The following is a 14,196-nucleotide window of genomic DNA, read 5'->3' as shown; positions in this document are numbered from 1 at the left end:
TGCCTCTCCCAGATGAGGTGTTGATGGTGAGGTGATGCGTGGGACTGCTGAGGTGGTGCGGAAAGGAGTCTGTGTTCTTGTCCTAGAGCGGCGATCGAGAGCTGCTCGCAGGACGTGTGACGCGCCGTCAGGGAGCCAGTTCGCGGAAGGCGCCGCCGAAGTAGAGCATCGGGTGCCCCTCGCCCTCCCCGGTGTGGGTGACCTCCGCGACGAGGATCATGTGGTCGCCCGCGGTGTGCCGCTGCCGGATCCGGCAGGCGAGCGTGGCCAGCGCGCCGCGCACCGCCGGTGTGCCGTTGGGCAGCGTCTCGAAGGCGCCGTCCGTGAACTTGTCGGCGCCCCGGGTGGCGAACCGTCGTGCGACGCCCGTCTGGTCGTGGGCGAGGATGCTGATCCCGCAGTCGGTGGCCCGGGTGAACGTGTCGTACGACGTGGCGGTCTCGGCCAGACAGACGAGCACGAGCGGCGGCCGCAGTGACACCGAGCAGAACGAGCTCGCGGTGAAGCCGTGCGGCGTCCCGAGCGCGTCGCGCGCGGTGACCACGACCACTCCGCTGGCGAACCGGGCCAGGGCCGCCCGGAAGCTGTCGGCGTCGACGCCCCGCACCGTATCGGTGATGCCACCGGTCATGGATCGGCCCTCCCGGTGCCCTCGCCGGCCCGCAGCGCGGCGAGCACGGCTCCTTGGCGTATGTCCCGCGCGGCGGCCAGCCGCCGGTAGGCGTCGGCACCCTGTCCGTACGCCTGCTCGGTCTGCGCGGCCAGCGTCCGCACGGTGTCGTCGGTGAGCCCGGGTGTGCCCAGGTGCTCCCACTCGGCGGCCATCCGGTCCCCGACGGCGCTCAGCATCCGCCGCAGGCCCCCGGGACCGCCGCCGAGATGGAACGCCTGGAACGGCCCGACCGCCCCCCAGCGCAGTCCGATCGAGCCGGTCACCACGGCGTCGACCTCCTCGGCCGTGAGGTACCCCTCGGACACCAGGTGCACGGCCTCCCGGAACAGGGCCGACTGCAGCCGGTTCGCGGGGGTGCCGGCCATGGGGCGGCGCAGCGCGACCGGCACCTTGCCCAGGGACCGGTAGAACGCGGCCGCCCGCTCGACGGCGTCGGGCCGGGTGCGGGTGCCCGGGACCAGCTCCACCAGCGGCATCAGATGCGCCGGGTTGAAGGGGTGGCCGACCAGCAGCCCGGAGGGGTCCTCCATGGTGGCCCCCAGCGCGTCCGCGGACAGCGACGAGGACGACGACAGCAGCAGGACGTGGCCCGGAGCGGCCCGCTCCGCCTCCGCGAACAGCTCCTGTTTCAGGCTGAGTTGCTCGCGGACGTTCTCCTGCACGAGATCGGTGCCGGCGACCGCCTTGGCCACCTCCGGCTCGATCGTGAGCTGGTCCAGCAGCCGGGCCGGATCGGCGGGCGGCGAGGGCAGCGACGGGGCGAACAGCTCCACCGCCTCGCGCGCCGCCCGCTCGGCGTCGGTCCTGCGGGTGCTCAGCCGTACGTCGAGGCCGTGCGCGAGGAACAGCGTGGTCCAGGCCAGGCCGATGGTGCCCGCGCCGACCACGGTGACGGTGCGTACGGTCCCGGTCATCGCGCCGGCGTGGCGAAGTGCGGCGCCACCTGCCGCGCGAACAGCTCCGTCGAACGCTTGGCGACCTCCACGGGCAGCAGTCCGGAGTGGATGGTCAGGCTGAGGGTGACGTCCGGCCCGAACCAGCCCTGGATGCGCTCCACCTGGGCGCGGACCTCGGCCGGCGACCCGGCCAGCAGCTTGTCCGCCTCCAGCTTCTTGTCGAAGTCGTAGGTCCGGGTGGCCTCGAGGATCCTGTCGTAGCCCGGGTAGGCGCTGCTGGAGACGCGCCCCCACGCGGAGACGGCCTCGGCCATCCGCCGGTTGTACTCCTCGTCGTCCTTGCGGGCCAGACGGCGCGCCTCGTCGCCGTCCTCGGCGACATAGGTGGGGTAGCTGAACTGCACGCGGCCCGGTCCCTCGTGGCCCGCCGCGGCACGCGCGGCGCGGTAGGCGCCGAGCATCTCCTGGGCCTTCTCGACGGACGAGGTCGCGGGCACGAGCAGCAGGTGGTGGCCGGCGCGCCCCGCGGACTCGCAGGACTCGAGGCTCATGGCGGTGGCGACATGGGTCGGCGGGTGCGGCCGCTGCACCGGGCGGGGCTGAAGGGTGACGGGGCCGAACTTGTGGAAGCGGCCCTCCCAGACCACGTCCTCCTCGGTCCACAGGCGGCGGATCGCCTCCACGTTCTCCTCGAACAGGGCGCGGCTGTCGTCGATGGACACACCGAAGGCCGCGAACTCGTCGGGCAGGAAGGCCCGGCCGAAGCCCACCTCCAGCCGGCCGTGCGAGAGGTTGTCCAGCATGGCCAGCTTGCCCGCGAGCTTGACGGGGTGGGTGAACGCGGGCAGCACGGTGCCGGTGATCAGCCGGATGCGGCGGGTGCGGGCGGCCGCGGCGGCCAGGAAGGTGACCGGGTCGGGGCTGTAGCCGCCGTACCGGAAGAAATAGTGCTCGACGATCTTCACGTGCTGGAAGCCGAGCGCGTCGGCGTGCTCGGCGACGGACAGCGCCTCGTCGTAGTAGGTCGCGCCGTCCTTGTCGGCGGGACCCACGGTCGGGAAGAAGGTCACTCCGAATTCCACTGTGCACCTCGCGGGCTGATGTCGGCTGCAGTACGGCGACGCTCGCAAGCGGGGCTCGCAGTCGGCTGGAGGCCGGATCGAGGAGGAACGTACTTGCCAGAGACCGGGCCACCGGGTAATAGTTGGTTTGACACAACCAATCGAGCGGGATCGTGGTGTCGGACATGGGACGCACGTCAGCCAATCCACCGGACGGACCGGACGCACAGCGCGAGGCGTCCGGTGAGGTGGCGTCGGCCCTCGCCGTGGTGGGGAACTGGATGTTCTCCACGGCGGCGCGGCGCCGCATCATGGCGGCCTCGGGCCTCGAGCTGTCGCTGGGGGACTACACGCTGCTCGCCCAGATCTCCCAGCACGCACCCGTGCGGCTGTCGGTCCTGGCGGACCTCATGGAGGTCGACAAGTCCACGCTCACCCCGCCCGCCAAGCGGCTGGAGGCCCGCGGGTTCATCGTCCGCGAGCCCGACCCGGCGGACGCCCGCGCCCAGTTGGTCACTGTCAGCCGGTCCGGCAAGCTCGCCGTCCGCAAGCTCTGGCAGGCGCGGGCCGCCATCGTGGCCGAGCTGATGGAGGACTGGAGCACCGCCGACATCAAGAGCCTGGCCACCCAGCTGGCGGCCTTCGCCGAAGCGATCGAGAAGAAGGGATAGGGGCCGTGACCCGCTTAGGGACCCAGGACGGCACCAGTGGCGGCGACACGACCACTCCGTCCCCCGACACCCGGCGGTCCCGCGACCGCACCGCACCACCCTGGGTGATCGTCACCCTCGCCTGCCTCGGCCAGTTCATGGTCCTGCTCGACGTCTCCATCGTGAACGTCGCGTTACCGTCCATCCAGACCGGCCTCGGCTTCAGCGACACCGGCCTGCAATGGGTCGTGAACGCCTACACCCTCGCCTTCGCCGGTTTCCTCATGCTCGGCGGCCGGGCCGGCGACCTGCTCGGCCGCAAGCGCGTCTACATAGCCGGCATCGCCGTGTTCACCGCGGCGAGCCTCGTCGGCGGCCTCGCGGACAGCCCCGGCGTCCTGATCTTCGCCCGCGTCGTGCAGGGCATCGGCGCCGCCTTCCTGTCGCCGATCACCCTGGCCCTGCTCACCACCACCTTCCCCGAGGGACCCAGACGGGCCTCCGCGCTGGGCCTCTGGAGCGCGGTGGCGGGCGGCGCCGGCGCGGTCGGCTCCATCGCCGGCGGACTGCTCACCGGCTATCTGTCCTGGCGCTGGATCCTCCTGGTCAACATCCCCATCGGCATCGCGCTCATCGCTGCCTGCGTGCGCTACCTCGACCACCGGCGCAGCGAGGGCCCGCGCCGCCTCGACGTCCTGGGCGCCGCCACCGTGACCCTGGCCCTCCTCGCCCTCGTCTACGGCATCGTCAACACCGCGTCGTACGGCTGGACCTCCCCGCACGTGCTGCCGCCGCTCATCGTCGGCGTCCTGCTGCTCGCCCTGTTCTGCTTCGTCGAGGAGCGCGTCGCCAAGGTCCCGCTGATCCGGCTCGGCCTGCTGCGCGCCCGCTCGGTGGCCGGCGGCAATCTGGTGGGACTCCTGATGAACGCCGCGTTCCTGTCGATGTGGTACTTCGTCTCGCTGTACGTGCAGAACGTGCGCGGCTTCAGCCCCGTACAGGCCGGACTCGCCTTCCTGCCGCACACGGTGATGGTGATGGTCGGCGCGCGGCTCAGCTCCCGGATCATCTCCAGGACGGGCACCCGCCCGCTCATCCTGGCCGGTGCGCTCAGCGCGCTCGCCGGCTTCGTCTGGCAGGCCCAGCTCGGCCCGCACAGCGACTTCGTCCTGATGGTCGTGCTGCCCGGCATGCTGATGGCGCTCGGTGTCGGCCTGGTCTTCACCCCCGTCGCCGCGGCCGCCACCTCAGGGGTCGCGCCGGCCGACGCGGGAGTGGTCTCCGGGCTGCTCAACACCTCACGCCAGATCGGCGGCGCCCTCGGCCTCGCCATCCTCACCACCATCGCGACGAGCCGTATCCAGTCGCTCTCCGGTGACGCTCAGCCCACCCCCGACAACCTGGTCTCCGGCTACGGCCTGGCCTTCCTGGTGGCCGCGGCCTTCGTGGTCCTCGGCGCGGCGTCGGCACTCGTCCTGCCCCGCATCGCCAAGAACCGCTCCTGACGGCCGACTTATCTACAAGGAGACCTCGTGAGCACCGACAAGCCCGAACTGACCTATCCGCACCTGCACTTCCGTGAGCCCAACCCGCTCGCCGACGGCAACTACCCGGGTTTCGCGCCGGGATCGCGCGTCGTCGACGGGATGCGCATCGACCGTGACGTCGAGATCCCGGTCCGCGACGGCAGCGTCCTGTACGCCGACGTGCACCGGCCCGCCGATCCCGGCGCCGCGCCACTGCCCGTGCTGATCTCCTGGGGCCCCTACGGCAAGCACGGCGGCCGCAGCACCGCCCCGAGCCGCAGCGCCGCCAGCGGCGTCGACCCGTCCTGGGTCTCCGAGTACGCGGCGATCGAGGCCCCGGACCCGCTGTACTGGTGCCGCCACGGCTACGCGGTCGTCTACGTCGACCCGCGCGGCACCTGGAGCACCCCCGGCGACTACACCCTCGCCTCCGAGCAGGAGGCCCAGGACTTCCACGACGCGATCGAGTGGGCCGGCACCCGCGACTGGTCCAACGGCAAGGTCGGCCTGTCCGGTGTCTCCTACCTGAGCATCGCCCAGTGGCGGGTGGCCGCCACCCGGCCGCCGCACCTGGCCGCCATCAACCCGTGGGAGGGCCTGACCGACTTCTACCGGGACATCGCCTACCACGGCGGCATCCCGGAGACCGGCTTCATGGAGGTGTTCGCCCGGCACAGCCTCGGCTACTCCTCCACCCGCGTCGAGGACCTGGAACGCCTCGCCGCCGAGCACCCCTTCGACGACGCCTACTGGGACGCGAAGCGGGCGGTCCTGGAGAACGTCGAGGTACCCGCGTACGTGGTGGCCAGCTGGTCCAACCAGGGCCTGCACGGCCGCGGCACCCTGGAGGGCTTCAAGCGCATCTCCTCGGCCGACAAGTGGCTGGAGGTGCACGGCCGCAAGACCTGGGAGTACTACTACCGGCCCGAGAACCTCGCCAGCCAGCTCCAGTTCTTCGACTGGGCGTTGAAGGGCGAGGACAACGGCTGGACGGAACGGCCGAAGGTGCTCACCGAGGTGCGCGAGCGGGCCGGCGTCGGCTATGTCACCGAGGAGCGGGAGTGGCCCATCGCCCGCACCGAGTACGTGCCGCTGCACCTGGACGCGGCCCGGGGCACTCTCGCCGACAAGCCGCCGCTGGCCGAGGCCGAGGTGAGCTACCCGGTCCAGGACGGCGACGGGGCCGGCGGGACGCGCTTCAGGCACGAGTTCACCGAGCGCACCCGGCTCACCGGCCACGCCAAGCTGCGGCTGTGGCTGGAGGCCCGGGGCTCCGACGACGCCGATGTCTTCGTCGCGCTGCGCAAGAGGGACGCCGCCGGCCGCGAGGTGCCGTTCCCGTTCTTCGCGCTCTACGACAACGGCCCCGTCGCCCTCGGCTGGCTCCGGGCCAGCCACCGGGCCCTGGACGAGCAGCGCTCCACCCCGTGGCAGCCCTGGCACCGGCACGACCGCGAGGAGCTTCTCCAGCCCGGGGTCCCGGTCGCCCTCGACATCGAGATCTGGCCCTCCTCGACGCTGTTCGAGCCGGGCGAGAGCCTCGAACTCGTGGTCCAGGCGGGCGATGTGGTCACCGGTGTGCTGCCCGGTCACCGCGTCACCCGCAACGCCGGCGACCACGTCATCCGTACCGGCGGCCGGTTCGACAGCCATCTGCTCGTCCCGGTCGTCGCGGACGAGTAATCCGTACACGATCCACCATGAAGGAGTGAGGACAGGTGCGTGCCGTCCTGCTGAAAGATTTCGGTCCCCCGGACCAGCTGACCGTCGCCGATGTCCCGGATCCGCGCCCCGCCCCGGGCGAGGTGACGATCCGGGTGGCCGCCGTCGGCATCCAGTTCCTGGAAACCCAGGTCCGCTCCGGCATGATGCGCGGGGCCCTGGGCGGCGCGCCCCTGCCCGTGATCCTCGGCAAGGAGATCGCGGGCGAGGTGATCGAGACCGGGCCAGGCGTCGACACGGCGCTCCTCGGCAGCCGGGTGCTCGCCACCACCGGCGGCACCGGCGGCTACGCCGAACTGGCCACCGCGCCCGCCGAAGGGCTCGTCCCGGTGCCCGACGGGCTGGACTTCCGCGACGCCGTGGCGCTCTACCGCTACGGAGCCACCGCCCGCGGCCTGATCGACGCCGCGCGTGTCACCGCGGGCGACCGGGTCCTGGTCCAGGCCGCCGCCGGCGCCGTCGGCACGATCCTCGTCCAGCTGCTCAAGCGGGCCGGCGCGACGGTGATCGGCACCGCCCGCGGCGCCGCCAAGCTGGGCCTCGTCAAGGAGCTGGGCGCCGACCACGTCAGCGACTACTCGCTGCCCGGCTGGACCGACCAGGTGCGCCAGGCCGCCCAGGGTGCCGTCGAGGTCGTCTACGACCACATCGGCGGCGAGCTCGGACGCGACTCGTTCTCGCTGCTCGCCCCGGGCGCCGGCCGCCAGATCGTGTTCGGCTTCTCCAGCGGACAGCCGCTCGACGTCAAGCCCATGGAGCTGTTCGGCCGCGGCCTGACCCTGACCGGCTTCAGCGCGGGCCTCATCTGGAACCGGCCCGCCTACGCCCGCGAACTGGTCACCGACGTCCTGGACCTGGCGGTCGCCGGCGAGATCAGGCCGGTCGTCGGCCAGAGCTACCCGCTGGAGCGGGCGGCCGAGGCGCATGCCGCCGTGGAGGCGCGCAGCACCATCGGCAAGACCCTGCTCATCCCGTGAACCACACCCCGCGGCACGCGCCTTGCGCACAATCGTCCGGGCCGTCCGAGGCCCGGGTCTTACCGAGGAGAACGACAACACCATGACCACCGCATCCAAGATCTTCGTGGCCGGCGCCACCGGCCTGCTGGGCGGCCAGATCGTCGGCAACCTGCTCGACCAGGGTGCCTCCGTCCGCGCACTGGTGCGGCCGGGTACCGACGGCGACAAGAAGGCCGCCCTCACGGCCCTGGAGGCCCGCGGCCTGGAACTCGTCGAGGGTGACATCACCGACCCGGCGGACAAGCTGGCGGCCGCGATCGGCGACGCCACCACCGTCGTCTCGGCCATCCAGGGCGGTCCGGACCTGATCGTGGACGGGCAGGTGAACCTGGTGCGCGCGGCCGAGCAGGCCGGTGCCCGCCGCTTCATCCCGTCCGACTTCGCCATCGACATCACCAAGCTGGACGACAGCGACAATGTCATGATCGGCTGGCGCCGGCAGGCCGCGGCCGCGTACGGCGCCACCAGCCTCGACGTGATCTCCGTGCTCAACGGCGCGTTCTACGAGGTCATGATCGGCTTCATGGGGATCGTCGACTGGGAGGCGGGCACCGTCTCCCACTGGGGCGATGCCGACCAGCCGCTGGACATGACCTCGGTCCCCGACACCGCCGCCTTCACCGCCGCGGTCGCCCTCGACCCGCAGGCCAAGGGCACCCAGCGGTTCGCCGGTGAGGTGCTGTCGATGCGCGAGTTCCACCAGACCCTGGAGCGGGCCACCGGCCGCAGCCTCACCCTGAAGAACCTCGGCACCGCCGACGAACTGCGTGCCGAGATCACCCGCCAGGCCGGCGCCACCCAGAACCCGTTCGAGTACGTGGGTCTGCAGTACCAGTGGTGCATGGTCACGGGCAAGGGCAAGTTCGACAGCCTGGACAACGCCAAGTACCCGCAGGTGAAGCCCGGTTCGCTGGAGGACTTCGTCCGCAAGGCCGCGCCCAAGGCGTGACCCCAGACACCGCCGGCACGGTGACCGGTGCGGCGCTCGCCGTGCCGGCGGTCACCCGGGGCGGTGGCATGCCGCGGCGGTGAGAATCCCCCGCTCACCGCCGCGGCTTGCCGCCGCCCCGGGTTCTTGCGCTCATGTCCCGCACGGAGAGGACACAGCCCTGCAAACAAACCGGCGAGTCGGTTCCATAAGGGGTGCGTCTCCCCTCATCGCGCTCGGCGATCCGGCGGACCTTTCGCCCGATAAGTGAGCCGACATTTCCCCTGACGTCTTCGAAAGGTGGTGCCCTGGGCTGCGGGGCGAGGACAGGTAACCGTTGACGAACCGCGAGACCGGTTTGTAATTTCGTGACCTGCCCTCTACAAAAAATACAGGAGGTCCGGATGGTTATGCATGATCTCTACGGTTTGACCACCTGTACACCGGGACTGCCCCCCAGCGTCGTGACCTGTAACGGCCTCCCCGCCCGAGCCGTATTAGGCAGTGCCACGTGATCTCTCACATCGCGCGCAGGAAATGCGCGAGACACCTGGCTCCGGTGGTGATCGTGGCGGTACCGGCCGGGGGAGCGGTCATGGTGGCCGACGCACCCCTGTGGGACGGCCACGGGGTGCTGCGGGGCCTGGTCGCCCTGCTGACCGTGCTGGTGTACGCGGGCCTGCCGGCCCTGTTGGACGTGGATGCCTCGACCTGCAGGCCGCGCCGCCAGTGCGCCCCCCTGACCCTGCTGCCCGTGCTGGCGGTGACCCCGCTGCTGGTGCTCATGCCGGGCGTGCTGAGCTATCCCGTGCTGGCCCTGGTGGTGTCGGTGGTGGCGCTCGACTGCCGGCGCCGGATCCGGGAGATGCTCTGGGCCCAGCAGCGCAGAATCGTGGAGGAACGAAAACGGACCCTGCGCGAAAGCCGCCGGCTGCGGCGCGACGTGCACGACGTGCTCGGCTACAGCCTGTCCGCCATCACGGTCAAGGCGGAACTCGTCGACCGGTATCTGGCGCAGAACGACGCGCGGGTCAGGGAAGAGGTGGCCGAGCTGCTGGCACTGTCCCGCAGGACGCTCGCCGAGATGCGCTCCTTCTCCTCGGCCGCGCGGCAGCTGTCCCTCGGCGTCGAACTCGCCTCCGTCCGCCGGGTGCTGGCGGCGGCCGGCGTGGACACCATGGTCTGCGGCGACGCCTCGGAGGTGCGCGACCCGGCGCTGGGCGCGGCGCTCTCCCTCGTGCTGCGCGAGGGCGCGACCAACATCCTGCGCCACAGCAGGGCCGGCCTCTGCCGGATCACGCTGAGCACCCACGACGGCACGGTCATGCTGAGACTCTCCAACGACGGCTACGAGGGTGAGCTCGAGGGCGCCGAACCGCTGGGTACGGGCCTGGCGAGTCTGTCGTCCCGGCTCACCGCGTTCGACGGCACACTGACCTGGACGCACGAGGGGGGTTGGTTCCACCTGACCGCCTGCGCTCCGGAGGCCGTCACGTCGTACGGAACGTATGCGGCGACCTGAGGTGTGCCGGCCGAGCCCGCGCGTATCCCGAAGCCTTGCCGAGGTGCCCGGTCCGCCGGGCCCCGGCGGGGCTTTCGCCGTCGTGGGCTACAGCCAGCCCGCCTGCTCGGCGATGCGCACGGCGTCGAGCCGGTTGCGCGCGTGCAGTTTGGTGACCGAGGACGTGAGGTAATTGCGGACGGTCCCGGTCGACAGGTGCATGCGGCGGGCTATCTCCGCGGGATCGGCGCCGGCGGCGGCCTGGCGCAGCACGTCCGTCTCGCGCGGGGTCAGCGGGCTCACGTCGCTCTCCCAGGACGCCAGCGCGAGTTCGGGATCGATGACCCGGCCGCCCGCGGCGATCCGCCGGATGGCCGTGGCCAGTTCCTGCGGGGGCGCTTCCTTGAGCAGATAACCGCTGACGCCGGCGGCCATCGCGCGTTGCAGGGCCCCGGGCCGGCCCAGCGCCGTCAGGACCAGTGTGCGGCATTGCGGTAACTGCTCGTGCAGGGCCGCGGCGGCGCTCAGCCCGTCCAGCCCCGGCAGGTCGATGTCCACCACGAGGACGTCGGGGCGGTGCTCCAGCGCCGTCGGCACGACGGCGTCCCCCCGCCCCACCTCCGCCACGACCTTGATGCCGCGCTCGCCCGCCAGCAGGGCCACGAGGGCTCCACGGATCATCTCCATGTCCTCGGCCAACATGACTCGTATCACGTCCCGCCCCCCACCTCAGGGCAGTCGGCGAGGCCCCTGAGTGACTTGATCATACACAGCGCTCGTTCCCACCGGGTAAACGGTTTCTGACGGTATGTGAGGTTTGCGTCGCCGAGCGCGCAGAGCCCGCGCCGTCTGCTCCCAGTGTGCTCGACGGGTGCCGGGGACGTGCTCCAGGCGTGCTCGTGGCGACTGTGCGGAGCGGGCGGCCGGCCGCGGCGAGCAGGCGCTTGAGCGGGACTGCCGGTGGGCCTCGAGCCATAGGCGGCAGGGTCGTGGCGAGAGCGGAACGACCCACCGAGGAGAGAGCATGCCGCCCCATCTGACGGAAATCGCCGACGACGTCTACGCCTACGTCCAGCCGGACGGTGGCTGGTGCCTGAACAACGCCGGTCTCGTCGTGGCGGAGGGGGAGGCCCTGCTGGTCGACACCGCCGCCACCGAGCGCCGGGCCCTGGCGCTGCGCGAGGCCGTCAAGAGTGTCAGCCCCGCCCTGCCCCGGCTGCTGGTCAACACCCACTCGCACGGCGACCACACCTTCGGCAACTACCTCTTCCCCGAGGCCGCCGTCGTCGGGCACCGCGGCACCCGGACGGAAGTGACCCAGGTCGGGATGCATCTGACGTCGCTGTGGCCGGAGGTGTGCTGGGGCGATCTGGAACTGCGCCCGCCCCAGGTGACGTTCGAGGACCGGCTCACCGTCCATGTGGGCGGCACGGAGGTCCGGCTGCTGCACCTCGGCCCCGCCCACACCGGCAGTGACGTCGTGGTGTGGCTGCCCGGGCCGCGCGTCCTGTTCACCGGGGACATCGTGATGTCGGGAGCGACGCCGTTCTGCCCGATGGGCTCGGTGGCCGGCTCGCTCGACGCCGTGCGGGCGCTGCGCGAACTGCGGCCCCGCGTGGTGGTGGCCGGGCACGGGCCGGTGGCCGGCGACGGGCTGCTGGACACCACCGAGGGGTACCTGCTGCTGCTCCAGCGGCTGGCGAAGGAGGGCGTCGCGGCCGGAGCCACCGTCCTGGACGTGGCCCGCGAGGCCGAACTCGGCGCCTACGGCGAGCTGCTGGACGCCGAGCGGATCGTCCCGAACCTGCACCGCGCCTATCTCGAGGAGCGCGGGGCCGAGCGCGGCTGCCCCGTGGACATGCCGGCGCTGTTCGCGGAGATGGTGGAGTTCAACGGCGGCCTGCCCGCCTGCCACGCCTGACCCCGGCTTCCAGACGGTTTCCAGGACGGCTCGAGCCGCCCGGCACAGTTTTGTCCGGCAAGACGCTTGCACAACCTTCCAGAAGGGGGCGGCACATGAGCACCGTTGAAGAGCGGCCGTTGTCGACGGCCCACCTCTCATCCCTGAGCGCCCGCACGGCCGAACTCGCCCAGGTCCGCGAAGCCGTGCGCCTCGGGCCGGGCGAGGCGGCCACCGCGGCGCAGCACGCCAAGGGCAAACTGACCGCGCGCGAGCGACTGGCACTCCTCTTCGACGAGGGGGTGTACACCGAGGTCGAGGGGATGCGCCGGCACCGGGCCACCGGGTTCGGACTGGAGGCGAAGCGACCGTACACCGACGGGGTCGTCACCGGCTGGGGGACGGTGCACGGCCGCACCGTCTTCGCGTACGCCCACGACTTCCGCATCTTCGGCGGCGCGCTCGGCGAGGCCCACGCCGAGAAGATCCACAAGATCATGGACCTGGCCGAGAAGGCCGGGGCACCCCTCGTCGGCCTGTGCGACGGCGCGGGCGCCCGCATCCAGGAGGGCGTGACCGCGCTGGCCGGCTACGGCGGCATCTTCCAGCGCAATGTCCGCAACTCCGGGGTCATCCCGCAGATCTCGGTGATCCTGGGACCGTGCGCGGGCGGCGCCGCGTACTCCCCGGCGCTCACCGACTTCGTGTTCATGGTGCGCGGCACCTCGCAGATGTTCATCACCGGCCCCGACGTGGTACAGGCCGTCACCGGCGAGCAGATCACCCAGGACGCGCTCGGCGGCGCCGACGCGCACGCCACGCTCTCCGGTGTCGCGCACTTCGCCTACGACGACGAGCGGAGCTGCCTGGAGGACGTCCGGCACCTGCTCGCGATGCTGCCCGCCAACAACCGGGAGCGCCCGCCCGCCGAGCCGGCCGACGACCCCGCCGACCGCACCAACGAGGCGCTGTACGACCTGGTGCCCGCCGACTCCGGCCGGGCCTACGACATGAAGCGGGTCATCGGCGAGATCGTCGACCACGGCGAGTACTTCGAGGTCCACGAGACCTGGGCCACCAACGTCATCTGCGCGTTCGCGCGCCTGGCCGGCGAGGTGGTCGGCATCGTCGCCAACCAGCCCGCCGCGCTGGCGGGCGTCCTGGACATCGAGGCGTCGGAGAAGGCGGCGCGGTTCGTGCAGACCTGCGACGCGTTCAACATCCCGCTGGTCACCCTCGTCGACGTCCCCGGCTTCCTGCCGGGCGTCGACCAGGAACACGGCGGGATCATCCGGCACGGCGCGAAACTGCTGTACGCGTACTGCAACGCGACCGTGCCGAGGATCTCGCTGACCCTGCGCAAGGCCTACGGCGGGGCGTACATCGTGATGGACTCCCGCTCCATCGGCACCGACCTGGCGCTGGCCTGGCCCACCAACGAGATCGCCGTCATGGGCGCGGAGGGGGCGGCGGGCGTCGTCTTCCGCAAGGAGATCGCGGCGTCCGACGACCCCGAGGCGACGCGCCGGGAGCGGATCGAGGAGTACCGCACCCAGCTCATGCACCCCTACTACGCCGCCGAGCGCGGTCTGGTCGACGACGTGATCGACCCGGCCGAGACGCGTTCCCGGCTGATCGACGCGCTGGCGACGCTGCGCCACAAGCACGCCCCGCTGCCCACCCGCAAGCACGGGAACCAGCCCCAGTGAGGGCCGGCCGGCCGCTCGTCGTGGTGGCGCACGGCACCCCCGGCATCGAGGAACCGGCCGCTCCGGCAGCCCTGCCGCGGTCCGTCTCCCGCGGTCGCGGGGGCGGGGCCGTCCCGCCGGGGCCCGCGCTCGCCCGGTGCCGTATCAACCCCGTCCATGGATCCGCCGTCGCCTGGGCGGCCGCAGCGCGGCCCGCCCGGACGTCTTCGTCGTGAGAGGTCACACGTGAGTCTGCGCAAGGTGCTCATCGCCAACCGTGGTGAAATCGCTGTCCGCGTGGCCCGGGCGTGCCGGGACGCCGGGATCACGAGCGTCGCCGTCTACGCCGACCCGGACCGGGCGGCCGTCCATGTCCGCGCGGCCGACGAGGCCTTCGCCCTGGGCGGTGACACCCCGGCCACCAGCTACCTGGACATCGAGAAGGTCTTGCGGGCCGCCAAGGACTCGGGCGCGGACGCGATCCACCCGGGCTACGGATTCCTGTCGGAGAACGCGGAGTTCGCGCAGGCCGTGCTCGACGCGGGCCTGATCTGGATCGGCCCGCCCCCGCAGGCCATCCGCGACCTCGGCGACAAGGTCGCCGCCCGCCACATCGCCCAGCGCGCCGGTGC

Annotated in this window: 13 protein-coding genes; 9 read left to right on the top strand and 4 right to left on the bottom strand. The window is 71.8% G+C overall.

Features of this window, described 5'->3' with window-relative positions:
* Window positions 1-127: 127 nt before the first annotated feature.
* From ACZ4W9_RS38465 to ACZ4W9_RS38455, 3 genes are read right to left on the bottom strand one after another with little or no spacing between them, the layout of a single operon-like run.
* Entirely contained in the window at window positions 128-631 is a 504-nt protein-coding gene (locus ACZ4W9_RS38465; protein ID WP_467943882.1) for a flavin reductase family protein, read from the bottom strand.
* The gene (locus tag ACZ4W9_RS38460; RefSeq protein WP_467943881.1) at window positions 628-1,587 is read right to left on the bottom strand and encodes a 3-hydroxyacyl-CoA dehydrogenase NAD-binding domain-containing protein; all 960 of its coding nucleotides are present in this window, start codon (window positions 1,585-1,587) and stop codon (window positions 628-630) included. Before ACZ4W9_RS38460 ends, ACZ4W9_RS38465 begins: the two co-directional genes overlap by 4 nt.
* Window positions 1,584-2,639: an LLM class flavin-dependent oxidoreductase gene (locus ACZ4W9_RS38455; protein WP_467943880.1), complete on the bottom strand. Its 1,056-nt coding sequence runs from the start codon at window positions 2,637-2,639 to the stop codon at window positions 1,584-1,586. The genes ACZ4W9_RS38460 and ACZ4W9_RS38455 overlap by 4 nt, the downstream gene beginning before the upstream one ends.
* Window positions 2,640-2,815: 176 nt before the next feature.
* Here ACZ4W9_RS38455 and ACZ4W9_RS38450 point away from each other — a divergent pair, with 176 nt between their 5' ends.
* From ACZ4W9_RS38450 to ACZ4W9_RS38425, 6 genes are all read left to right on the top strand, one after another.
* Window positions 2,816-3,301: a MarR family winged helix-turn-helix transcriptional regulator gene (locus tag ACZ4W9_RS38450; protein ID WP_467943879.1), complete on the top strand. Its 486-nt coding sequence runs from the start codon at window positions 2,816-2,818 to the stop codon at window positions 3,299-3,301.
* A 5-nt stretch (window positions 3,302-3,306) separates the two neighbouring features.
* Window positions 3,307-4,785: an MFS transporter gene (locus ACZ4W9_RS38445; RefSeq protein ID WP_467943878.1), complete on the top strand. Its 1,479-nt coding sequence runs from the start codon at window positions 3,307-3,309 to the stop codon at window positions 4,783-4,785.
* 27 nt (window positions 4,786-4,812) lie between these two features.
* Window positions 4,813-6,489 (top strand): CocE/NonD family hydrolase, encoded by a 1,677-nt coding sequence (locus ACZ4W9_RS38440; RefSeq protein ID WP_467943877.1) that lies wholly within the window; start codon window positions 4,813-4,815, stop codon window positions 6,487-6,489.
* A 35-nt stretch (window positions 6,490-6,524) separates the two neighbouring features.
* Window positions 6,525-7,505 (top strand): quinone oxidoreductase family protein, encoded by a 981-nt coding sequence (locus ACZ4W9_RS38435; protein WP_467943876.1) that lies wholly within the window; start codon window positions 6,525-6,527, stop codon window positions 7,503-7,505.
* Window positions 7,506-7,587: 82 nt separating this feature from the next.
* Complete coding sequence (locus ACZ4W9_RS38430; protein WP_467943875.1) at window positions 7,588-8,496, top strand: NmrA family NAD(P)-binding protein; 909 nt, start codon at window positions 7,588-7,590, stop codon at window positions 8,494-8,496.
* 574 nt (window positions 8,497-9,070) lie between these two features.
* Window positions 9,071-9,997 carry a sensor histidine kinase gene (locus ACZ4W9_RS38425; RefSeq protein ID WP_467943874.1) on the top strand — a complete coding sequence of 309 codons (927 nt, stop codon included), beginning with the start codon at window positions 9,071-9,073 and terminating at the stop codon, window positions 9,995-9,997.
* Between the two features lie 87 nt (window positions 9,998-10,084).
* Here the strand turns inward: ACZ4W9_RS38425 and ACZ4W9_RS38420 are convergent, their stop codons facing one another.
* A complete protein-coding gene (locus ACZ4W9_RS38420; protein WP_467943896.1) occupies window positions 10,085-10,678 on the bottom strand; it encodes a response regulator transcription factor in 594 nt (197 codons plus the stop codon).
* A gap of 322 nt (window positions 10,679-11,000) precedes the next feature.
* On the opposite strand from ACZ4W9_RS38420, the gene ACZ4W9_RS38415 reads away from it, so the two are divergent.
* The 3 genes from ACZ4W9_RS38415 to ACZ4W9_RS38405 all read left to right on the top strand — a co-directional run.
* Window positions 11,001-11,897: an MBL fold metallo-hydrolase gene (locus ACZ4W9_RS38415; protein WP_467943873.1), complete on the top strand. Its 897-nt coding sequence runs from the start codon at window positions 11,001-11,003 to the stop codon at window positions 11,895-11,897.
* Between the two features lie 95 nt (window positions 11,898-11,992).
* Window positions 11,993-13,585 carry an acyl-CoA carboxylase subunit beta gene (locus tag ACZ4W9_RS38410; protein WP_467943872.1) on the top strand — a complete coding sequence of 531 codons (1,593 nt, stop codon included), beginning with the start codon at window positions 11,993-11,995 and terminating at the stop codon, window positions 13,583-13,585.
* A 231-nt stretch (window positions 13,586-13,816) separates the two neighbouring features.
* On the top strand, window positions 13,817-14,196 hold a 380-nt coding region (locus tag ACZ4W9_RS38405; protein ID WP_467943895.1), incomplete at its 3' end, for a biotin carboxylase N-terminal domain-containing protein.

The organism is Streptomyces sp. NPDC029296 (assembly GCF_055569255.1).
This window is presented reverse-complemented; position numbering and strand designations above follow the sequence as displayed.